Origin of the sequence: Helicobacter macacae MIT 99-5501 (assembly GCF_000507845.1) — a bacterium.
Classification (GTDB): domain Bacteria; phylum Campylobacterota; class Campylobacteria; order Campylobacterales; family Helicobacteraceae; genus Helicobacter_B; species Helicobacter_B macacae.
The window spans coordinates 26,331-47,324 of the sequence record NZ_KI669455.1 but is presented as its reverse complement, the minus strand read 5'-3'; the positions used below and the strand labels follow the sequence as shown (position 1 = coordinate 47,324).

The 20,994-nt window shown below is 42.2% G+C and carries 19 protein-coding genes and 1 pseudogene; 10 read left to right on the top strand and 10 right to left on the bottom strand.

Translation table 11 applies throughout. The features are described 5' to 3' along the window. Positions 1 to 7: 7 nt before the first annotated feature. A complete protein-coding gene (locus tag HMPREF2086_RS07720) occupies positions 8 to 391 on the bottom strand; it encodes a hypothetical protein (protein WP_023928212.1) in 384 nt (127 codons plus the stop codon). 489 nt (positions 392 to 880) lie between these two features. After that, a complete protein-coding gene (locus tag HMPREF2086_RS07715; RefSeq protein WP_023928211.1) occupies positions 881 to 2,791 on the bottom strand; it encodes an ATP-binding cassette domain-containing protein in 1,911 nt (636 codons plus the stop codon). Between the two features lie 226 nt (positions 2,792 to 3,017). On the opposite strand from HMPREF2086_RS07715, the gene HMPREF2086_RS07710 reads away from it, so the two are divergent. The 4 genes from HMPREF2086_RS07710 to HMPREF2086_RS10955 all read left to right on the top strand — a co-directional run bounded on the left by HMPREF2086_RS07710 (position 3,018) and on the right by HMPREF2086_RS10955 (position 6,746). After that, a complete protein-coding gene (locus HMPREF2086_RS07710) occupies positions 3,018 to 3,329 on the top strand; it encodes a YkgJ family cysteine cluster protein (RefSeq protein WP_023928210.1) in 312 nt (103 codons plus the stop codon). A 13-nt stretch (positions 3,330 to 3,342) separates the two neighbouring features. Continuing rightward, a complete protein-coding gene (locus HMPREF2086_RS07705; protein WP_023928209.1) occupies positions 3,343 to 4,362 on the top strand; it encodes a hypothetical protein in 1,020 nt (339 codons plus the stop codon). Positions 4,363 to 4,427: 65 nt separating this feature from the next. After that, complete coding sequence (locus tag HMPREF2086_RS07700; protein WP_023928208.1) at positions 4,428 to 6,104, top strand: phage tail family protein; 1,677 nt, start codon at positions 4,428 to 4,430, stop codon at positions 6,102 to 6,104. A gap of 297 nt (positions 6,105 to 6,401) precedes the next feature. Then, entirely contained in the window at positions 6,402 to 6,746 is a 345-nt protein-coding gene (locus tag HMPREF2086_RS10955; protein WP_023928207.1) for a hypothetical protein, read from the top strand. A 277-nt stretch (positions 6,747 to 7,023) separates the two neighbouring features. Here the strand turns inward: HMPREF2086_RS10955 and HMPREF2086_RS07690 are convergent, their stop codons facing one another. Then, on the bottom strand, positions 7,024 to 8,283 hold the full coding sequence (locus HMPREF2086_RS07690) for an ABC transporter permease (RefSeq protein WP_325063603.1): 1,260 nt from the start codon (positions 8,281 to 8,283) through the stop codon (positions 7,024 to 7,026). Between the two features lie 380 nt (positions 8,284 to 8,663). Between HMPREF2086_RS07690 and HMPREF2086_RS07685 the strand changes: the two genes are divergently transcribed. Continuing rightward, positions 8,664 to 11,420: a hypothetical protein gene (locus tag HMPREF2086_RS07685; protein ID WP_023928205.1), complete on the top strand. Its 2,757-nt coding sequence runs from the start codon at positions 8,664 to 8,666 to the stop codon at positions 11,418 to 11,420. 76 nt (positions 11,421 to 11,496) lie between these two features. Here the strand turns inward: HMPREF2086_RS07685 and HMPREF2086_RS07680 are convergent, their stop codons facing one another. Further along, entirely contained in the window at positions 11,497 to 11,778 is a 282-nt protein-coding gene (locus HMPREF2086_RS07680; RefSeq protein WP_148374510.1) for a hypothetical protein, read from the bottom strand. On the opposite strand from HMPREF2086_RS07680, the gene HMPREF2086_RS11660 reads away from it, so the two are divergent. Further along, positions 11,762 to 11,980: a hypothetical protein gene (locus HMPREF2086_RS11660; RefSeq protein ID WP_148374509.1), complete on the top strand. Its 219-nt coding sequence runs from the start codon at positions 11,762 to 11,764 to the stop codon at positions 11,978 to 11,980. The genes HMPREF2086_RS07680 and HMPREF2086_RS11660 overlap by 17 nt on opposite strands. Before the next feature lie 89 nt (positions 11,981 to 12,069). Here HMPREF2086_RS11660 and HMPREF2086_RS12540 read toward each other — a convergent pair. Further along, positions 12,070 to 12,297 (bottom strand): annotated as a pseudogene (locus tag HMPREF2086_RS12540) (GIY-YIG nuclease family protein); the annotation flags it as partial. A gap of 94 nt (positions 12,298 to 12,391) precedes the next feature. Here HMPREF2086_RS12540 and HMPREF2086_RS11655 point away from each other — a divergent pair. Beyond that, on the top strand, positions 12,392 to 12,598 hold the full coding sequence (locus HMPREF2086_RS11655) for a hypothetical protein (protein ID WP_148374508.1): 207 nt from the start codon (positions 12,392 to 12,394) through the stop codon (positions 12,596 to 12,598). Positions 12,599 to 12,696: 98 nt separating this feature from the next. Here HMPREF2086_RS11655 and HMPREF2086_RS07675 read toward each other — a convergent pair whose 3' ends face one another. Both HMPREF2086_RS07675 and HMPREF2086_RS10950 read right to left on the bottom strand, forming a co-directional pair. Next, positions 12,697 to 13,329 (bottom strand): flavodoxin domain-containing protein, encoded by a 633-nt coding sequence (locus HMPREF2086_RS07675; RefSeq protein WP_023928204.1) that lies wholly within the window; start codon positions 13,327 to 13,329, stop codon positions 12,697 to 12,699. Between the two features lie 92 nt (positions 13,330 to 13,421). Beyond that, on the bottom strand, positions 13,422 to 14,342 hold the full coding sequence (locus HMPREF2086_RS10950; protein ID WP_023928203.1) for a DJ-1/PfpI family protein: 921 nt from the start codon (positions 14,340 to 14,342) through the stop codon (positions 13,422 to 13,424). 141 nt (positions 14,343 to 14,483) lie between these two features. Between HMPREF2086_RS10950 and HMPREF2086_RS10945 the strand changes: the two genes are divergently transcribed. Next, positions 14,484 to 15,938, top strand: coding sequence for an HNH endonuclease signature motif containing protein (locus tag HMPREF2086_RS10945; RefSeq protein ID WP_023928202.1), 1,455 nt, complete (start codon positions 14,484 to 14,486; stop codon positions 15,936 to 15,938). A gap of 89 nt (positions 15,939 to 16,027) precedes the next feature. Here the strand turns inward: HMPREF2086_RS10945 and HMPREF2086_RS10940 are convergent, their stop codons facing one another. From HMPREF2086_RS10940 to HMPREF2086_RS07645, 3 genes are all read right to left on the bottom strand, one after another. Then, a complete protein-coding gene (locus HMPREF2086_RS10940) occupies positions 16,028 to 16,600 on the bottom strand; it encodes an acyloxyacyl hydrolase (RefSeq protein WP_023928201.1) in 573 nt (190 codons plus the stop codon). Between the two features lie 309 nt (positions 16,601 to 16,909). After that, positions 16,910 to 17,473: an elongation factor P gene (gene efp, locus HMPREF2086_RS07650; RefSeq protein WP_023928200.1), complete on the bottom strand. Its 564-nt coding sequence runs from the start codon at positions 17,471 to 17,473 to the stop codon at positions 16,910 to 16,912. 161 nt (positions 17,474 to 17,634) lie between these two features. Beyond that, complete coding sequence (locus tag HMPREF2086_RS07645; protein WP_023928199.1) at positions 17,635 to 19,275, bottom strand: type I restriction-modification system subunit M; 1,641 nt, start codon at positions 19,273 to 19,275, stop codon at positions 17,635 to 17,637. A 79-nt stretch (positions 19,276 to 19,354) separates the two neighbouring features. Here HMPREF2086_RS07645 and HMPREF2086_RS07640 point away from each other — a divergent pair, with 79 nt between their 5' ends. Both HMPREF2086_RS07640 and HMPREF2086_RS07635 read left to right on the top strand, forming a co-directional pair. Next, positions 19,355 to 20,494, top strand: a complete 1,140-nt coding sequence (locus HMPREF2086_RS07640; RefSeq protein ID WP_084330379.1) for an ImmA/IrrE family metallo-endopeptidase — start codon at positions 19,355 to 19,357, stop codon at positions 20,492 to 20,494. After that, positions 20,494 to 20,991 carry a DUF4411 family protein gene (locus tag HMPREF2086_RS07635; protein ID WP_023928197.1) on the top strand — a complete coding sequence of 166 codons (498 nt, stop codon included), beginning with the start codon at positions 20,494 to 20,496 and terminating at the stop codon, positions 20,989 to 20,991. Before HMPREF2086_RS07640 ends, HMPREF2086_RS07635 begins: the two co-directional genes overlap by 1 nt. Positions 20,992 to 20,994: the final 3 nt, after the last annotated feature.

The following is a 20,994-nucleotide window of genomic DNA, read 5'->3' as shown; positions in this document are numbered from 1 at the left end:
TTTTCTTCTATGTGAGTGGTGGGAGTGGGGCTAGTAGGGGTTGTATCTGTGGGGGGGGGGGGATAAAAGAATCTGCATTGAGAGAATCTGCATCGGGAGTGGTAGCTGAAATGGTGGTAGCAAATGAGGTGCTAAAAATCACGCTAAAAACGATAGCACTAAATAGCTTTATGCTAAAAATTTTGACACTAAAAATTTTGCGAAAATATATTTGATTTTTATGATTTTGGAGTGGTTTTGTAGGGGCTTTGCAATCTTTTGTGAGGGATTTTGTGAGAGGTTTTGCAAGGTGTTTTGCAAGAGGATTTGTGAAAAAGTGTGATATGTTTTGCAAAAGATTTTGTGGGCAGTTTTTGGAAGTATTTTGTAAAGGTTCTGGCGGTTTCATCATACAAACTCCTAGTTTTTATTGTGAGAAGCACAACCGAAATAATACTCCATTTTTCACAAAAATATCGCACAAATTTAAGAATGTTATCATTCTTAAAATATTTCATATAATGAGAATTACTCAAACAAGCATAGATAAGGATATTTGCAGAATGTGTGGATTTTTATTTTTGTGATTTTTGGCAAAATTTGCATTGATTTTTGTCGCTTTTGGTGGGCAGTTTTGGCTTGTTTTGTTTGTGGTTGATTTACTTTTGGGCTAGGAAACTCTAATATCGCTATGAAAAAATCTGCTTAAAATCAAAAACCCTTATAATGCTTTTTGCATAAGCGGATTTCATAGCAATTTTTCACAGCAAAATTCAAATGACAGATTTTAAGGACAAATCTCAATAATAGATTTTGTAGCAAGTTTTTTATAGCGCAGGTTTGAGAGCAAATTTTTAGATTTTTATGTCGCGGATTTCGTGGCGAGATTTGATAGTGGATTTCACAGCTGTGCTTGCAAAAGGGACTTTGTGTATGTGTGCTTTGGGCTAGCAAACACCTCATCTACTCTCCCACTCTCTATGACTACTCCGCCCATAGCCACGCTACTTTTAGCTACATTTGCTTGGTTAGATTCTAGCACTTTGTTTAAGTCAGCTAGCACGATGACACTATGGCACATAGCCTCTATCACAGCCAAATCGTGGCTTATAAATATATAGCTAAGTCCTAGAGTTTTTTGTAGCTCCAAAAGTAGCTCCAAAATCTCTTTTTGCGCACTTTTATCAAGCGCACTTGTAGGCTCATCTAGCAGCAAAATCTTTGGATTTTTTGCAAGTGCGCGGGCGATACATACGCGCTGTGCTTGCCCCCCGCTAAGGCTCTCTGGATAGCGATAAAGAAAGCTAGGGCTAAGTCCCACGCTTTTTAGTAGCTCTGTGATTTTTGCTAGCTTTGCGCTTTTGGCTTGCTCTTTGTTCACACAATCTTTGCGTGGGCTTGCTTTGCTAGCATTTCCTTTGCCAACACTTTTTGGCAAATCCTCTAGTGCCTCTAGCAAAATCTCAAACACGCAAAATCTAGGATTTAGCGCACTTAGGGCGTCTTGGAAAACGATTTGGACGCATTGCGTGAAGTGCTTATCTCGCTTTTTGGGAGGCAAAATCTGTGCGCTGACATTTGCAATATTTAACGCGCTTGTCGTGCTTGGCAAATTCGCCGTGCTTGTCTCGTTTGTCGCGCTAGATTTACCAAGCGATGATTTTAGTGCGATTTCGCCACTATGCTCTATCAGTCCCAAAATCCCTAGCGCAAGGCTAGATTTCCCGCTTCCACTCTCCCCTATCACGCCCAAGCACTCGCCACTATGCAGCACCAAATCCACTCCGCGCAAAGCCTGCGTAGAGCTTTTGTGCGAAAAAAACGACTTTTTTTCATAGCTTATGCCTACCCCTCGCAGTGTGAGTATCTCCTCTGTGCTTGGTGTGTGCGTATTTCTAGGCAAATGCAGGGATTCTAGTAGTAGTTCGGTGTAGGCGTGATTTTGGTGCGGGTTTGGATTTTGGTTAGCTAGATTTTGATTAGTCGCTAGATTTTGTCGCAGATTTTGGCTAGCTCCATTTTTCATTATCTCATTGATTTTGCCTTTTTGCACGATTTGTCCATCTTTCATTACGATTAGATTCTCTACACAATGCCTCATCACACCCCAATCGTGGCTAATCATCACTAGCCCCACCTCACTAAATCCCAAAAGCAAGTCCAAAATCTGCCTCTGCAAGCTCGCATCTAGCGCGGTGGTAGGCTCATCGCAGATAAGCACCTTTGGTCGTAGCACGCTCATCATAGCGATTAGTGCGCGCTGTCTTTGCCCCCCGCTTAGCTCGTGTGGGAAGCGAGACTTTAGCTGCTTTGGTAGCCCTACTTTGTGCAGTGCTTCATCTATGAGAGTCTCGCGCTCTTTTGCGGATTTGGCATACTCTTTGTGTATGGCAAACATTTCGCCAATCTGCTTTTGTATCGTATGCAGTGGATTTAGCGCGTTTAGGGGGGATTGTGGGATATAGGCTATGTGTCGCCCTCGCAGGTGTGGCAAGTCTTTGGCATAGCTTGATTGCGCGGGATTGGTGGCAATATTTGTAGCAAGATTATTTGCAGTGTTGGCTGTAATATTTGTTGCGGTGCTAGCCACATTTGTCCCGCGCAAATCCCCTAAAATCACGCGATTTTCAAAGAGGATTTCCCCGCTTAGCCTGCTAGGAGTGGCTAGCCCTAGTATGACTTGAGATAGCAGGCTTTTGCCACTGCCTGACTCGCCGAGTATCCCTAGTCGCTCTCTATGTGCTAGAGAAAAGCTAATATCTTTTAGCGCAAACTCGCCAAAAGAAGCGTTTAGATTTTTTACTTGTAGCATTTGCGTCCTGTGTTTTTGGAGATTTTGGGGGAGTGTAGTTTTATCTCTTAGATAAATCTTGTATCTTAGCACAGAACTAGCACTCAAAAGAAAATCTATTTACTATTTATTCAGGGGGGGGGGGATAGGATAAGAAATCCAAATGCCTTATCAATGAAAAATATTGTGTTTGGGAAATACATTGATTTAGGATTTTGGATTTGAGATTTTGGATTTGGGAGGTGCGGTGGATAAACAAAATGATTTAGGCGAATCTTTTAATTGCACGAAATGTGGCGCGTGTTGTCAAAATATCGCGCATATTGCGGAATTGAGAGATTGCGATAAAGGCAATGGGGTGTGTAAGCATTTGGATTTAGACACAAAAGAGTGCAAAATCTATGCGAATCGCCCCACAATATGTAGGGTAGATGAAATGTTTGAGAAGTATTTTTCAAGCATTTATTCTAAGGGCGCGTTTTATAGGCTAAATGCTAAATGTTGCAATATGTTGCAAGAAAAATTAGGCATTGATGAGAATTTTAGAATGAAAATTTAAAAAGGAGTAAAAAATGGCAATACCATTTATACCTGTATTAGTAGGACTTGCTGCAGCTGGCAGTGCTGCATTTGGAGCGAAAAAGGGATATGACGCATATCAAGATACACAAGATGCAAAGTATTGGCACGAGGTAGCCAAAGAGGAATACGAATCAAGCGAGCGCACATATAAGAGGTGCAAAGGAATGGCAGAGGAAGTTTTTGCCGAGTTTGGAAGGCTTAAAAAATCTGTGATTGAGGAAACTTTCCCACGATATTTTAGGCTTTTAGACAAACTAAATCTTAGCAAGCAAAATGATTTGGGTGAGGTATTTCAAGGATTGGACTTGAAAGCCTTGCAAGAATCTAGACAAAAAATCACAGATTTAGAAGCTACGCTAGGTGGAATCGTAGGAGGTGGAGTGGCTGGGGCTATGGCTGGATTTGGTGCGTATGGTGCGGTGGGCTTATTAGCCACAGCTTCTACAGGCACAGCGATAAGCGCACTTGGCGGAGTGGCTGCGACAAATGCGACTTTAGCTTGGCTAGGTGGTGGCTCTTTGGCTGCTGGTGGGCTAGGTGTAGCTGGTGGGAGGGCAGTGCTTGGCGGTATAGTGGCTGCACCTGTCATCGCAGTAGCCACGCTAGTGTGGGCAAAATGTGCGGAGAGCAACAAATATGATGCAATGAGCTACCATAGCGCGGTTGAAGCAATTTGTGAATGTATAAATGCTGAAAAAATGCTTTGGGTGCAAATCGATAATAGGGCAAATGAAAGCAAGGTCGCATTGAGCAAAATTGATAAATCTTTTGGCGAAGCAATGTATTTGGTGGAAAATATCTACAAAAGCAAGGGCGATGATGTAGCAAAATGGAGTAAGGATGAGCAAGAAAGCGTCAAAGATATGATTCAGCTTGCAGAAGCAACGCAAACTATCATAAACGCGCCTATTTTGTTTGATGATGACCCGATAACCAAAGATATTATCAAACACCAAAAGAAAACCAAAGAGCTAATGGACGAATTACAAGCGCAATTTGGCGAAAAATAGCTAAATCAAAAATCAAGGGCATAAAAACGCCCTTGATTCAAGCAAAAACAAGGAGGAGAGGAAAAATGTCAGCAACATTACAATATGAGGGAATCATAAAAGAGATTACCGATGAGATAGGGACGCAAACTTTGGCGCGATTTGGGCTAAATATCTTTAGTCTAAATACTTATGATGCTTATGGTGCGAGTGTAAAAACGAGCAATGAATCTATGCGTGTGTATAATCAGCATAAAAACAATCCACAAGCCTTTGGGCAGTATTTTGAGGAACTAGATATTGGTGTGTCAAATATAAAAAGTGAGCTTTTTAATAATGGAGAGAAAACCTATACTACCGATACGCTTTTTGAGATTCAAAAAGTGCAAAATCTACAAAAAAGTAGTAAAAAAATCGAAAATCTAAACCCAAAAGATAGGGCAAAATTTGACTTTATAATGGCAAATTATGGCGATGAAGTCAAAAATATGGACTTTAATTCGCCATCTATACAAGCACTTATCCAAAGCGACACGCGAGAGGGCAAAGTCAAATCGCTTAAAAACCACACAAATACCGACACCGTAACCATTGATAGCAAAGGCAATATCATCAAAAAAGAACAATTAAAGGTGATTCAAAATACAAAGGATTTATTGCAAGATAGGTATTTAGAAAATAATGATTCGCTAAAATGCCCCATTGATGACTACAAAAAGCATAAAGAAAATTTAAAAAAGATGATAGAAAATCCAAAAGATGAGCAACAAAAAGCAAAAGCACAAAAAGCACTAGAAATGCTAGAAGCAAATAATCTAGCAAATCGCCTAATATGTGAAAATCCACGCACAGCTGCTTTTATCGCTCAAGGTGCAGTAGCTGGAGGGCATATCGCTCAAGCTGGATTATCAGAAGCGGTAGTAATGGCACTTAGCACACTAGCAAATGGCGCGATATATGAAATCAAAGATGCTTTTAGTGGCGACACTAGCGTAAGCATAGAGACGCGAATAAAAAGGCTAATAAATGCCGTGATACAAAAGATAAAAGGCGCGTTTGTGCGTGGTGGTGGCTTTGGAGCAATCGATGCAATCGTGTGGATTTTGGGACAAATCTTTAAATCGATTGCTGGAAAGCTAAAGCTAATTTGGACAAATCTACGCAACGCCGCAAAATCCATATATAACGCCATATATGATTATATCACAGGCAAAACCGCTAATTTCCAAGAATGCCTAAAGGTAATACTAAAGGGCTTATTTTCTGCTGCCGTTGTCGTAAGTGTAGTAGGACTTGAGACAAAACTTGAGGCGGAATTAAGCGCGATTATCACGCCATTTATAGCTTCTTTTTTAGCACCTGCGCTAAGTATCATCATCGGCTCTATCGCTGTGGTGGCAATGTGTAGGAGTATAGATTTTGGGCTTGATACGCTATTTGGCGTTTTTGCCCAAGCAGAGATAAGCAAAAAGCGATATGAGGAAATAGAGGCACTTTGTCAAAAAATGCTACCGCAAATCATAGCAGATAGACAACTCTTAGAGGATAAAATCAAGCAAACGCACTATGAGCGAGTGCTAAGATTTGATATGTCCTTTAATGGCTACAAAGAGGCACTGCAAAGCAAAGATAATGAAAAAAGTTTTGAATACCTTAATGAAATCTGCAAACTCTATGGTGGCAAACTGCAATGTAAAACGCTATATGACGCAAGAAAAATCGTGCAACGAGGCAGTGGAGTGCTAAAATGGAGTGATGAATAAATTGGTAAGAATTAAGTAAGTAAATATAAAGAGTTTGTGGCTAGCAAAATCTAAAACACAAAGCAGAATCAAATTATGCTTTGGCTTGCTTGGAGTGGTGTATAAAATACTTAATAAAGATTTCCACTTAAGATTTTGCCACAGATACACTACAATGAGATTTGTAGCATTTGTGTAGAATTATGTAGCCTTGCATTGTAGAGCGATAGATAGCCCAAAGCAAGATAAGGGATTTTGTTTTTTGTGCTACGATTGCTCCCAAAGTCTACTCCAACCCCCAATCCAAAAGGAGCAAGTATGACAAAGGCTAAGCAAGCCACCACCATAGCTAGCGCGGGTATTGATTATGACAAATACAGCAATATGACGACAAGTCAGCTACTAAACTCCCTAGAATCCGCCAAAAAAAAGCGCGTAAAATTCCAAACCCAAACAAACAATACAAATGCACTTATTGATTTTCTAACCGACAAAATAAGAGATAGCCTAAAAAAGCCAAAATATGATTTTGTGCCTTATGATAAGTCTGGCTTGCCAGAGCTAGCAAAAAAGGTAAAAAAGCAGTTCACGCCCAAGGAGCTAGCGCGGCTAAGAGAGGAGCTAAAAAGCGAAATCAGCGCAGATTATGGCGATGAGTTCTAAGGTAGTTATTGATAAAAATCCTGCCAAGTTTTTGCGCAAGCTAGCCAAGTCAGCACCGCAGGTTTTTATCAAAATCGATGATTTTTTTTGAGCAAAGATTTGCCAAATGCGAAAAACCCTTGCACTCTCCCTTGAGAAAACTTATAAAGAGTTGTGAGGGATTGAGAATTTTTAAGGATTAAGTATTTATGCGGGGTTGTGGGGAATTTTTGAGGGAATTTTTATGGTTCTTTAAAGTTAGCGTGTTTAAAGATTTTCGGGAGATTTTAGCTAACTTTTATGATTTCTCTTTGATTCTCGGGTCGAATGCATCTCGCACGCCCTCGCCTATAAATACAAGCACACATAGCAGCACTCCCACACCGACAAACCCGCTTATAGCGAGGTGTGGGGAAGTGAGGTTGTTTTTGGCTTGCTCGATGATTTCGCCTAGAGATGGGCTTCCCACAGGCATACCAAACCCCAAAAAATCAAGCGTAACCAAAGTGCTGATACTCCCCGCCATAATAAAAGGAATGTAGGTTATCGTAGCTACCATAGCGTTTGGTAGCAGGTGGCGAAATATAATCCTTACATTGCTTAGCCCCAAAGCCCTAGCAGCTTTGACATACTCCATATTTCTAGCCTTTAAAAACTCCGCGCGAACCACGCCCACGAGGCTTATCCAGCTAAATGCAAGCACGATAGCCAAAATCCACCAAAAGCTAGGCACGATAAAGCTAGATAAAATGATTAGCAAAAACAGAATCGGCACGCTAGAGTATATCTCTATACCCCTCTGCCCTAGCAAATCCACAAGCCCACCATAATACCCGCAAGCCCCGCCCACACTCACGCCGATGATGACGCAAAACACGCTTAGCACTAGCCCAAATGCTATGGAGATAGCAAGCCCATAAATCAGCCTAGAAGCGACATCTCTAGCTTGATCATCACTCCCTAGCAGATGCTTAGAGTCAGGTGGCGTAGGCGAGTTGGTATCCAAATCCAAAATAATCGTATCATAAGAATAAGGGATAAGAGGCTTTAGCACAAAGCTATCTTTTAGTAGCTCTTTGACAAAGGGGTCATTGTAGTCTGGCTCACTCTCAAAGTCCCCTCCAAACGCACTCTCTGGGTAGAAAGCAAAAAGCGGGAAATAAAATGAGTGATTATGGTAGATAAGGATTGGCTTGTGATTGGCTATGAGGGGGGCAAATATAGACACAAAGCAAAGAAAGCCAAAAATATATAGCGAGATAAGCGCACGCTTATTGCGCTTAAAAATCTGCCATTTTTGGCGGGCTAGATTTCGCTTGGTAGAATCTAGTGTGGGTGTGATTGGTGTGGTTTTTGCAAATGGTGTGGCGTGGGTGCGTGGCGTGGGATTATCATCACTCAAGCAAGTGCTATTGCGTGAATTAGTGCGTAGCGTGGCTAGAGATTTTGTATCGCTTGTGTTTTTCATATCAAATGTCCTAATGCAAATGTCATAAATGTATTTGTCGCTATTTTGTCGCTTGGCTTGATTTTGCATAATCCCGCATATTTTTCGCATAATTTTACTATGATTTAGATTTTATTTTGTTTTGGATTTGGATTTTATTTACAAGATTTGGATTGACTTACCAAAGGATTCTAGCTTTCAAAAATCTAGCCAAAATTAGCGAAAAAAAAAAATAAATAAAAATTTAACGCATAAGCGCGAAAAGCAAATCAAAAAATTGAAAAAATCAACAAAAACTCACATAAATATATACACAAATCACACAAAATAATGCCACAATACCCGCGCTAAATAGGAAAAATAAGTAAAAATTTCGCGTTTTTTTTTTTTTGTTTATAATTCAGCTTGACTTAAGGGATATTGATTTATCATTTATTTACTTTAATTTACCTTGTATGTTTTATCCAACCCAATAGCAAAAAAGGACATAAATGAAAACCGCAAACAAGGAAGCCACAGCAATGAAGTCGTGGCAAAAAGTGGCTAGCAATGGAAAGTCGCTTAGTTCCCCCTCCTTTGAGAGCGCAAGCAATCCAATCAGTTCCCCCTCCACTTACGAGGGGCAATCTGTAATTTCCCCCTCATTTGTAGGTGGCGATTCCACTTATTCCCCCTCCCTTGCGGAGGGGGCTAGGGGGTGGGTAAATCCTACCTCCGCTTCTCAAGCAAAGTCAGCAACTGCAAACGACAAAAACGCAACTGCTAACCAAGCAAATACAAATTCCACAAGTATTTCAAAAGCAAATATCTCAAAGCTAGATTCTGAGCTAAGTGCAAAATCTGCAAAAAACACCCACCCCCAAACCCCCTCCGCAAGGGAGGGGGCTTTAAGAGTGCCAAACAAGGTTATTCTAAGGGAGGGGGCTTTTAAAGTCGCAAATCAACAAACCACCCCAACCTCCCGCAAGCTAGCCCTATCCCTCCTCACAGCAAGTGCACTAGCAAGTGCTAGCCTAGAGCTAGCCATAGCAGGCACTTGCACACAAAAGAACGATGGAAATCAACCCTATCTAGACTGCACAGGGGACTTCGCCCCACAGGATTTACAAACAGCTATCAATAGTAAAAATATGCTTATCAATCTTGGCAGGGGGGAGAATAACCCCCTTAGCGTGAGTGCTGGCACTGTAACTGCTACCATAGGTAATAACCTCGTGTTTCGCTCTGTATCTGCGCCAAACACGGATTTTAATATCACAGGCAATTCAAGTGCTGGACTACTACTCCCCTACACTCTAGGAAATCACACTGCAAACGCTTCTACGATACGAAGTCTAACTGTGAGCGGCACGATAAATAACCAAAGCTGGGGCTCTGATGCGGTGTATGGAGCTGGTGTGAAAATCGCTTTTGATGTCCACGCAGGGACACAGATAGGGCGCAGAGAGGCAGATGGCACTATCATCGGTGGGATTACCATAAATAGTGGAGCAAGTATCACTTCAGCTGCTATGGCTATCTATGGTGGATATGACGGAGGCACTCGCTCGACATTTGTCAGCCAAATAACCAATAACGGCTCTATACAAACGCTAAATTTGGGGTATTATAAATTTAGCGGGGACTATGCTAGCTTGCTAGGAAACTACTTCATAGGTGGTAGTAACGGCACGATAAGCACGCTAAATGTGTATCAGTCCACCCTCACGCTTGATAGCAATGGCAATGAATGGAGCAAGCACACGATAAATGGAAACACAGGCACGGGAATAAAAAAGGGAGGCACAGGCAGGACTGATGAGCATATCGCAGTAGAGGGGACTATCACTACTCTAGGCACGGTAGGAGAGGGCGCGATAAGAATCAACATAGGCGAGGGGGTAACTAGCAGTAGCGAGAAATATGAGTATAAAAACATAATCCTAGATAAATCTGGTGGAAAAGGGAGTGGGAAAGTAACCTTTGAGTCCTTGCGAGCAGGGCTAGGCACGAAGCTACATAGGGCTGGAAATGATGGCTTTACGGTAAGTGCTGATGTCAGCACTAGCTATGGCTCGTCTATGTGGAGGACACTGACTTTGAGCTATGTTAGACGGTCTATAATGCTTCAAAACATAATGGACTCTTTGCTAAAGAAAAACTTCCGCTCCTCAAGCTATGACAAAACTTCAGCTAAAGCGCGTGGAGAGATGTTTGAGACAAATAAATTTACAGGGCAAGTGCGATACGCACCCTCTATGCGCAAGCTAGGAGGCACAAGCAGGTATCGCAAAAGGCAAACAAAAGTAGAAGAGAAATTTCTCCCCTATGATAGCAAAAAAACTCATATCGCGTTTTTTGTGCCTTATGCGGTGAATTCTCTAGCAGATATGGGGATAACAAACGCTACGGAGTGGGCAGGGGGAATCCTTATGGGCGTGCAAAAGGACTTAAAAGCAAAAGGAATCGTAGGGGTATATGCCGCCTATGAATACGCTCACATCACTACCCAAATGCTAGGGGCGACTTCTATCGCACAGACAAATGCCCTGCAAACAGGCGCGACATATTTCAAACTTATCCCTATACAAACCAAAAAAAGGCAAGTGCGTGAGGGGTATCTAAAGGCAAACTTGCGCGGTGGCGTGGATATACCTATGCTAAAAGCACAATCCCCACTGCCTCATATACAATTTGAGCTAGAATCCAACTCAAGTGGCTCTACATTTCCTCTTATGTGGAGTATCGGCGGGGAGCTTCGCGGTGGGTGGACATTTTATCAATACAAAAGTGGCGGGTATATAAGCCCAGAGTTTGGCATAAGCTATGATGTGCTAGCTCCACTAGCGATGAAACTCGCAAAGGCAAAATACGGCTTAGGCGGGAATGAATACTATCCCGAGCAGTATTGGCATTTGCCCCAGCTAGGTGCTAGCGTGAAATACTACAAAGTGTGGGGAGAACGATTTAAAACGAGCTTTTTGGGTGGCTTGCGATACAATATCCTAAACACGCCCACAGGGAGCTTCCGCATCGGTGGCTTGCCGGGCGAGGGCAAAATCTACTTGCCCGCACTATATGGCAATCTTGATATGGATTTTGTGTGGATAGTCAAGCGCAATCACGAGCTAAGTTTTGGCTATAATGGAATCTTTTTCTCAAACTTTAACTTCGTAAATGGCGATGATGGGCGAGCTGCCAATAAATTTAACGGAATGAGTAACGCGCTAAATATCAAATACGCGCTGTGGTTTGGCGGGGATTGGTAGGGGAGAATTTGGAGGGGTTGGGGGGTTTGGGGGGTTTGGGGTTTTTTGGGGTGTTTTTTTTTGGGTTTGTTTGGGTTTATTTGTGAGGTGTTTTTGTGGTGGGGGTTTCCCCTCCCTCTGCGGAGTTGTCGCTCTCTTTTCCCCCCTCCCTTGCAAGTGGAGAGGCAATCAAACTATCTCCCCTCCCTCTGCGGAGGGGGATAAAGGGGGTGGGTTCTTTTCCCTCATTGCGAGCAAGTCGCAAGACTTGCGTGACAAAACGAACGAAGTGAAGTTTCTTTAGAAAACAAGGCGAAACCGTAGTTTCTTTAGTAATGACGAATCTTTCCACGCTTTTGCCAATGCAAAAGATACCCACCCCCAAACCCCCTCCGCAAAGGGAGGGGGCTTTAAGAGAGTCGAACGCGGTTACTCTAAGGGAGGGGGTTTCAAGAAGTTTCCCTGTAAATAAAACTCTTTGTCATACTGAGGGCATAGCCCGAAGTATCTCAAGGAATATCTCAAAAGATTCTGCAAACAACGCAAGACAAAAAGAGATATTTCGCTTGTCCTCAATATGACAACGGACAAAAGCGTGGATTACCACGAGAAACCTTGCGGATTCTCTCGCAATGACAAAACTTCACCTTGCGATAGTGGCGCGGTGATTTTATTGGAGTGTTTCATACAAATCCTCCCATTTTGGATTTTGTGATTTTATCAAATCAATCTTAGTCTGTCTTTTTCCAGCTTTTAGTTGCTTCTCTCGCGCTATTGCGGACTCTATCCTTTCATAGACTTCATAATATCCTAGCTTATCAATGCCGTATTTTTGTGTAAAGCCTTTTGTGGCTTTGCTTTTGTGCTTATATATTCGCTTGATTAAATCGCTTGTAACGCCTACATAAAGCGTTCAGTTTGGTTTGCTAAACAAAAATATATACAAAACTTTGCATTATGTTCCTTTGTGATTTTTTTGGATTGCCACGATTTTGCTACGCGAAACTTGCGTGGCAATCCAAAAACCTAATCGTCATTGCGGGATTCCGCACGAAAGCGTGGAATCGTGGCAATCCACACACTCATCGCAAGGCAAATCCACACACTTAACCCACCCCCTAGCCCCCTCCGCAAGGGAGGGAGAACAAGAGAATTGCCACGCGTTAGAAAGTCCCCTCCCGCAGCACGAGGGGATTTAGGAGCGGGTAGCACCTCACGCTAATAATGTTTTTGGCTTGCAACAAAAATTCGCTATGCCCATTTGCTCGCAATGACGAATGACAAAGTCAAGCTAGAATCACTCGCCTTTAGCCACCAAAGAATCAATAACGCATTTTAGAGAATCCTTACTAGCGAAATCCACTGCATCATTTTCTAGCAGTGCTTCTTGCTCGCTTGTCCTACTAGCCCTAGCGCGTAGCATTTCCCTATACGCGTTCATTCGCTCCCTATCGACACTATCTAGCTTACCAAAGTCAAGCCTGCCTTGCAAAAAGTGAAACTCTATGCTCTCTTGCTCGCTTGGCGTGAAGTTTTTATCTAAAGTGCTTTGATGAGGTGCTAGCGGACTGCTAAGCCCGATAAGTATGCAGTGTAGTTTGGGCGTGGCTAGTTTGTTTGGTATGGGGGTGGCTTTTTGCCCCTCTGTGAGGTGTCTAGCGAAGTCTTTTAGGGATTTGGCTATGCTTAGCTCCCCGCCATATATCCCGCCTGCAAACACCACCGCACCATAGCCACAAAAGTCTTGAGTAGGGGTTTTATCCACTTGGCATATATCGCAGGCGATTTGCCTATCGGCTAGGGCTTTTTCTAGCCATTTGACATAGTCCTTTGTCGCTCCATACTTGCTTTTATACACGATGAGTATGGATTTTTGCGAGTTGTTTGGGATATTTATGTAGTTTGGTGAATTTATGTGGTTATTTTCCATATTTGGTGTCTTTAGAATCGTTGCAAAATTTTTGCAGGGGTTTTGGTTTTGGGATATTTGCACAAAACCTTTTGCGAGGGCAAAACGCGCTTCTAGCTTCGCAAAATCTCTGCGCTGTGGTTGAGGTAGGGGATAAGCATTTGCTCTGCTATGCTTTGGGATTGTGCCTGCCCTAGCAGGTAGGCTATGATTTCAAGTGCGAAAAGCACTCCTGTGGCGGGACCTGCGGCGGTTATGAGATTGCCATCGCGCACCACGCTAGCCTTTGGCTGATATGCGCCCTTTAGGGGCTTCTCTGTGTTTTTGCCCGTGTCGCTCACACTATTTCCCACCCCGATATTTGTGCTTTTTGCACCTTTTCTTGCACCTGCATTTACGCCCGCGCTAGAATCCGAGCCCGCATTCACCCCCGCACTCTCGCTAGAATCAGAATCCGAGCCCGCGCTAGAATCCGCGCTAGTGTCCTCATAAGCGAATTTCTCACAGCTAGGATAGCACGCGAATTTCCCCTCTAGCACGCCCGCAGCATCTAGCACGATAGGCGATGCGCATATCGCGCTTACTAGCTTGCCCTCTGCCTTAAACTCGCGTAAAATCTCGCGCAGTTTTTGGCTTGCTTTGAGGTTTAGCATTCCCTGCCAGCCACCAGCCAAAGCTACCCCGTCAAACCCCGCCAACGCGCTAGAATCTAGGCTATCTAGTGTCGCGTCCGCGCTTATGGCTATGCCGTGCGCCCCTATGTAGCTTCTGCCCGTGCCGTTCGCACTATCTTTTGCACTCGCACCACACTCGCCCGCACTATTTGTTTTCAAACCACTTGCACCGCCCGCACTTGCCTCGCTAGATTTAGCACCGTCCGCGCTACCCTCATCACTCGCCCCGCTTGCGCTCTCTTCATCGCCCACACCTGCGATGAGCACTTCTATCTGCGCCCTACGCAAAGTATCCACTATGCTTACAAACTCGATTTCCTCAAACCCATTTGCCAAAGGCACTAACACTTTTTTGCTCATTTTTACTCTCCTTTTTAAAATTTAAATTCTGACGCGTCCAAATTTACTAAAATTTTAGCTACACAAAAATACGCATTGATTATATAATACTTAAGGATACAAATTTAGCAAATCTTACAAAAATCACGCTAGGGGGCAGGTATGAATCTTATAGATGATTTTGTGGAAGTCAAAGAATGTGTGTATAAAAATGAGTGCTACTGCGTGCGGGATAATGGAGCGGTTTTGCGACACACACCAGCAGGGAAAAAAGCGCGAAAGTTGGATAATTGTTGGACTTTTGGTAAGGTAAATTTACAAAATGGTTATCTCTACATAGGCAGTGCTAGGATTCATAGGATTGTTGCACTTGCTTTTCACGGAGAACCACCCACAAAAGAGCATATAACAGACCACATAGACACCAATCGCCAAAATAATCGCCCCCAAAATCTACGATATTTAACAAGACTTGAAAATGCCATTCTAAATCCAATCACGCGGAGCAAAATCGAGTATTATTGCGGGAGTATAAGGGCATTTTTGCAAAATCCACAGATTTTAAGAAATAAGGTTTTAGAAAGTAGTGATAAAAACATAGAGTGGATGCGAGAAGTTAGCGATGAGGAAGCGCAAAATTGTCTAAAAAATTTGCAACATTTATCATCACAGAGAAATAAACCACATTCCACAACGACAACTAAAATGGGCGAGTGGATTTATAAGCCGATTTATCCACAAGCAATCAATCACTATGACATAAAAGCCCTATCTCCAAGTGTAGCAGTGCAGAGATATTGGACAACGCCTACGGAATTTATATTATGTCCAAAGCAAATTAGCGACACGCCTTTAGAGGACTACCATAAAAATCTCAAAAGAAACGCCACTTTGACAAAAAACAATTTTAATTCATCGCGTATTATAAAGTTTGAGATGAGTAAAAATAAAGAAGCGATTTTTGTCATCTCTCAAATAAAAACACAAGCAAGAATGAAGGATAAAAAATCTTATGCGGTTTTAAAAATCATCTATGAAAACAACTTCTTTGTCCATATAAATTGTGGCTATATCACAGAAGCACAAAAGGCAACATACAAAGAGCTGATACCTGAACTAGAAGAGAGACAAAGGGAAAAGCAGGAATCTTTAAAAAATCATCAAGAGCAAGAAAGGTCAAGACAGCAAGAAATTGTGGCAAATGAGCTAAATTTTAATATAGCAGACTATGACACACAAGCTTTGTTGCCAAGTATTGCCAAGCAACGCGCTTGGGTAACGCCTACTGAATTTTTGCTATGTCCAAAAGAGGCTAGCGACACGCCTTTAGAGGATTATTGTAAAAATTTGCAAAAAGAAGCACTATTTTCTCAAAACAAAAACAACTCGGCAAGCGTTTTAGATTTTGCTCTATCTAGTAAGGCTATATTTGTGATTTGTAAATTTGATGAAAGAAATGTCAAGCACTTTGCACTTGTGGAAATCATCTATGAAAACAACTTCTTTGTGCATATCAATCGTGGGAGTTTTTTTAAGGAGCGGGGTGCGTATAAATATTGGACTTTGGCGCAAGGCTTAAAATGGAGTGGCGGAGATACTTTTGATGACTTTTGCTAGCTAGAGTTTTTGCTAGATTTGATTGATGAAATCACTTTATGCCCGCGTTGCCAAAATAGCATTTGATTTTAGTCATTTTGTAAAAAAACCTAAAACACATACCCAAAGCAAAATCCAAAGAAATTATGTCCTGCATTTGGCTTGCTTAGAGTGCCGTTTGAGAAGTGCTTGATAAAGATTTCGCTACTAAACTTTTTCCACAAATACCCCACAAACACGCGCTCCCCAAAGGTAAAGTTTGAAATCACGCGCACTTCGCCTTTGCTTTTGATATACGCCCCAAGCCCCACTCCAGCATAGATATTGCCGTATTTTTGACTCATAAAAAGTGGCAGTAAAGCCTCCTCGCTAATGCCTAAAAATGCTAAATTCATACTAGATAAATCTACCCCCGCGACACTCCCAAACCCCAAAAATCCACCAAGCTCGAGATTTATCCGTCCGTGTATGCGAAATATATGATTTGGCTGTGAGTAAATGATTTGTGCGTTGTGGTGGTTTTCAAAGCCATTTCCTCGCACGCTAGAGCCTATTTCAAACCTTAGTGCGTTTAGATTTTCGCTAAACGCGGGATTTTGTTTTGGGCTTTTGGTGGTGTTTTGTTTGGGTAGATTTTGGGCTATTGTGTCTAGTTGTTTGGCTTTGACATTTTGATTTTGCACTTCCTGCTCTGCAAAATCTTGGCTTTGCTTATTGATTTTAGGTGTTGATTGTGCTGTGGGAATTGATTTTATAGGGGGGGGGGGGCGATAGTAGATGAGTGCGTGCTAGGGCTACCGTGCTGTGCGCTCGCACCATAAGGCATAGTCAAAAATAATGCTACAAATGATGCGATAATATTATTCATTTTAGTCCCTTGTAATCTCGCACTACACTTCATAACTTCGCGCATTTATCCACACACTACGCAATTACCTAGCCCAATAGCTATAAGCCACGATTTTTGATACCCTACCACACACCTAGCGCGCCTATTTCACTTTTTCCACATATTCGCCTGTTTCGGTATTTACGCGGATTGTCTCGCCCTCTAGTATGTGGAATGGTATCTGCACCACCGCTCCAGATTCTAGAGTGGCGGGCTTTTTGCCAGCAGATGAGGTGTCTCCCTTGAAGTTTGGTGGGGTTTCTATTATTTTTAGCTCGACTATTTGAGGCACGGTTACGCTTATCGCCTTTTCGTTGTGTAGTAGCACGCTCACAGCCATACCGTCAAGTAGCCATTTGGCTGCTTCGCCCACTTGGTCGGCACTTAGCGCGGTTTGCTCATAGCTCTCTGTATCCATAAACTGATAGCTATCGCCATCGTGGTAGAGGTATTGCATAGGCTTTTCAACTATGTTTGGCTCTTCGCATTTATCGCCCGCGTGAAATGTTTTTTCAATCACTTTGCCGTCTAAAAATGACTTGATTTTAGCGCGCACAAACGCCGCTCCCTTGCCCGGCTTTACGTGCTGATACTCTACGATGCGATAAGGCACGCCCTCAATTTCGATTTTTAAGCCTTTTTTAAGCTCGCCCATTCCTATTGCCATTGTTGCTCCTTTGTTTTGGTATAAATGCGCGATTGTAACAAAGATTTTGCAATATAGCAAGTTTAAAGGCTAGCGCAAATGTGTGGCTACCCTTGCGTGAAAAGCGCGTGCGTAAATCCCGCGCTTATCAAATTCTCATCGCCTAAAAACTGCCTGCGATTTTAGACTCCCGCGCTCTCAAATTCCCTTATCGCGCTTTGCAAATCCTCTTTTATAACTGTGGCGATTTCGCGCGGGGTGGGTAGCGACTCTACTTCGCCCAAGCTCTCATCTTTTAGCCAAAATATGTCTAAGTTTGCCTTATCTCGCGCCAAAATCTCCTCTACGCTAAAAGCGCGAAATCGCTCACTCTCCACGCGCCTAGCAAACATAGTGGCAAAATCAAGCATAGCAAAATCCGCGCTATCTCCATTAGACGCGCTAGATTCCCCCGCATTTTTAGCCAAATCGCCCAAATCTTTTGGCACTTCCCCACCGCAAAAGCACTTCTCAAAATCCGCCAAATGCTCCGCACTCAAAGGATTGCTTACAAGGCTTAGATTTACATTTGTTCGCAAGTCATACACCCACACCTTGCTTGTGCGCATTCCCTGTGCCAACGCCTCATATTTGTCAAAAAACAGCACATTTGCCTTAACGCCTTGCGCGTAAAATATCCCCGTAGGCAAGCGCAAAATCGTATGCAAGTCAAATTCACTCAAAAGTCGTTTGCGGATTTTTTCTCCCGCCCCGCCCTCAAAAAGCACATTATCAGGTAGCACCACAGCGGCTTTGCCACGCACTTTTAGTAGGCTCATAATGTGTTGCAAAAAGTTTAGCTGCTTATTGCTTGTCGTAGCGATGAAATCCTCTCTCGTGTATGTCTCGCTTTCCCGCTTCACGCTACCATCTTCGCCCATAATCTTTGTGCTAGACTTTTTGCCAAAGGGCGGATTTGTCAGCACCATATCAAAGCGCACACTGCCAAGCTCTAGTAGCGAATCGCCCTCGCTTACTAACGCCCTTTGGGGCTTTTGCTTAGGATTTCGTGAATCTTCGTGCGTTTTTGTGCTTGATTCAGATTCGGAGTTTGTCGTGCTTGATTCAGAGTTTGCCCCGCTAGAGCCAAATCCCACCCCAAGCCCGTGCAGAAAGAGATTCATCGCACACAGGCTTACCACAAGTGGCGTTATGTCCTTGCCATAGAGCTTATCCTCGCGCAACGCACGAAGCACCTCGCTATCGTTGCTTTGGGATTTCATATAGGCATAAGCCGCAAGCAGAAAGCCACCCGTGCCACACGCAGGGTCGCACACGCTCATTTGTGGCGTGGGGCGCATAAGGCGCACTATGCTTTCACACAGCACGCGCGGGGTGAAATACTGCCCCGCACCCGCCTTTGTCTCTGTGGCGTTTTTTGCCAAAAGCCCCTCATATATCGCGCCTTTGACATCGACACTTAGCCCCAGCCAAGTCTCGCCATCTACTAGGCTTATTAGCCGTTTTAGTTTGGCGGGTTCGGTGATTTTGTTTTGGGCTTTTTGGTAAATCGTGCCTACGATTCCGCCCTGTTTTGATAATTCCGCCAATGCCTTGCTATATACACTTTCTAACTCTAAGCCGTCTAACCTTTTTAGCACTTCCCAGCGGTATTCGCTTGGTATCATTGACACCGCGCTAGGATTTACACTCGCTATTTCGCTCTCCATTTTTAAGAATAGCAGGTAACTTAGCTGTGCGACATAGTCGGTGTAGCTTACGCCACTATCGCGCAAGATATTTGCATAGTCCCAGACTTTGGCTATTAAATTTTGTGGATTCATTTTATTGTCCTTGTAAATTTATGAAATGATTTTATGGTTATTTTAGCGAAAAAACACTACAATCAAAGCATAAGCTTATATGAAGGGAATTGCAATGATATTGCGTAGCAACCATATCGCTACTATCCAAAAACTAGCGTTTTCACAAGATGAGATTGTTAAAGTTTTTAAAAGTGCAAAGCAAATAAAGCAATTCAATGACTTTATAAGTAATTCCGTAGATTCTATTGAGATTGCCACTGATAAACTCATAAAACTTGCAAATTACAGAAATATCCCCTTTGCTTATCTATTTTTGCCAGAGTTGCCAAAGGTAGAAAATGCTTTGCCTGACTTTAGGGCAGATAGCAGGGATTTTTCGCCTAATTTGCAAAGCTGTATAGGCACAAGTAAAAAGAAGCAAGAGTGGTTTAGAAACTATCTCATAAGAAATGGTTATGATAAATTCCTAAAGGACAAAAAAATAAATTCTAACGCTGATATTATACGAGAAATCAAAATCCTAATCGACTTTGATAATGCCAAAAAGAAATCAAAAAGCGAAAGATTTACCCACATAAAACAGGCACTAGAATCCAATAATATCATAGTCCAACAAAGCGGAATGTCGCAAAATCAAACACAAAAACCTATTAGTATCACAGAATGCAGAGGATATGCTATTTATGATGAATATGCACCGCTTATCTTTATAAACTCAAATGATTCAAGCGTAAATGGCAAGATTTTTACCTTGCTACACGAGCTAGCCCATATCGTGCTTAAGCATAGCGGTGTAAGCTCCTATGATTTTCGTGCAAATGAAGAATATCAATGCAATGAAATTGCAGGTGAGATTCTTATGCCTACAAATGAATTCACAAAACAATGGAATAAAAATATTAGCCTAGAAAACAACATAAAAAACATTTCTGCATATTTCAATGATACTGCAAGTCCATTAGCGATAGCCACAAAAGCACTGCTTGCCAAACTTACCAATAACTATGAATATCAAGAATTTAAAGAAACATTTTTGACAAGTATCACAAAAATCAAAAAAAAATCTGGTGGTGATTACTATTCAAATATAACTGCTGCAAATAGCAAAAACTTTGCCAAAAGCGTGATTATAGATACACTAAATGGCTATGAAACCTACAAAGACGCTATGGATTTGCTTGATATAAAAAACATAAAATCTTTTAATACATTAGCCGAAAAATTAGGAGTTCGCTAGTGAAAAAATATTTAATTGATACAAACATTTTTATAGAATCTGCTAATAGACATTATGCTATTGATATTTGCCCGGGATTTTGGCACTTTCTAATCAAAGTCTCAAAACTAGACAATGTAAAATCTATAATACAAGTTTATGACGAATTTACACCTGATGATGAAAGACTTAAGAATTTTAGGCAAAATCTAAAGGATAATCATTTCTTTTTACCTGTCGAAAACATAACGCCAGAATCTTATAGTAAGGCTGCAAAAACGCTAATAGATATGGAATACGCGCAACAAGCAATCGCAAATTTTTCAAGGCACGCTGATTATTTTCTCATCGCCCTAGCATTGCAAGAAAATTACATTATCGTTACGCAAGAAGCAAAAAGTGGCAATAATGCAAAAAATCAAATAAAAATCCCAAATGTATGTGAGAGACTAGGCATAGAATGTATAGATGTTGTAAAATTTTTGCGCGATGAAAAAGCAAAGTTTGTATTAGAATAGAAT

Bases quoted from the DNA above. Each gene is read 5' to 3' on its own strand.
- HMPREF2086_RS07720 (WP_023928212.1), bottom strand. From the start codon at position 391: ATGATGAAACCGCCAGAACCTTTACAAAATACTTCCAAAAACTGCCCA.
- HMPREF2086_RS07715 (WP_023928211.1), bottom strand. From the start codon at position 2,791: ATGCTACAAGTAAAAAATCTAAACGCTTCTTTTGGCGAGTTTGCGCTA.
- HMPREF2086_RS07705 (WP_023928209.1), top strand. From the start codon at position 3,343: ATGGCAATACCATTTATACCTGTATTAGTAGGACTTGCTGCAGCTGGC.
- HMPREF2086_RS07700 (WP_023928208.1), top strand. From the start codon at position 4,428: ATGTCAGCAACATTACAATATGAGGGAATCATAAAAGAGATTACCGAT.
- HMPREF2086_RS10955 (WP_023928207.1), top strand. From the start codon at position 6,402: ATGACAAAGGCTAAGCAAGCCACCACCATAGCTAGCGCGGGTATTGAT.
- HMPREF2086_RS07690 (WP_325063603.1), bottom strand. From the start codon at position 8,283: ATGCGAAAAATATGCGGGATTATGCAAAATCAAGCCAAGCGACAAAAT.
- HMPREF2086_RS07685 (WP_023928205.1), top strand. From the start codon at position 8,664: ATGAAAACCGCAAACAAGGAAGCCACAGCAATGAAGTCGTGGCAAAAA.
- HMPREF2086_RS11660 (WP_148374509.1), top strand. From the start codon at position 11,762: ATGCAAAAGATACCCACCCCCAAACCCCCTCCGCAAAGGGAGGGGGCT.
- HMPREF2086_RS07675 (WP_023928204.1), bottom strand. From the start codon at position 13,329: ATGGAAAATAACCACATAAATTCACCAAACTACATAAATATCCCAAAC.
- HMPREF2086_RS10950 (WP_023928203.1), bottom strand. From the start codon at position 14,342: ATGAGCAAAAAAGTGTTAGTGCCTTTGGCAAATGGGTTTGAGGAAATC.
- HMPREF2086_RS10945 (WP_023928202.1), top strand. From the start codon at position 14,484: ATGAATCTTATAGATGATTTTGTGGAAGTCAAAGAATGTGTGTATAAA.
- efp (WP_023928200.1), bottom strand. From the start codon at position 17,473: ATGGCAATAGGAATGGGCGAGCTTAAAAAAGGCTTAAAAATCGAAATT.
- HMPREF2086_RS07645 (WP_023928199.1), bottom strand. From the start codon at position 19,275: ATGAATCCACAAAATTTAATAGCCAAAGTCTGGGACTATGCAAATATC.
- HMPREF2086_RS07640 (WP_084330379.1), top strand. From the start codon at position 19,355: ATGAAGGGAATTGCAATGATATTGCGTAGCAACCATATCGCTACTATC.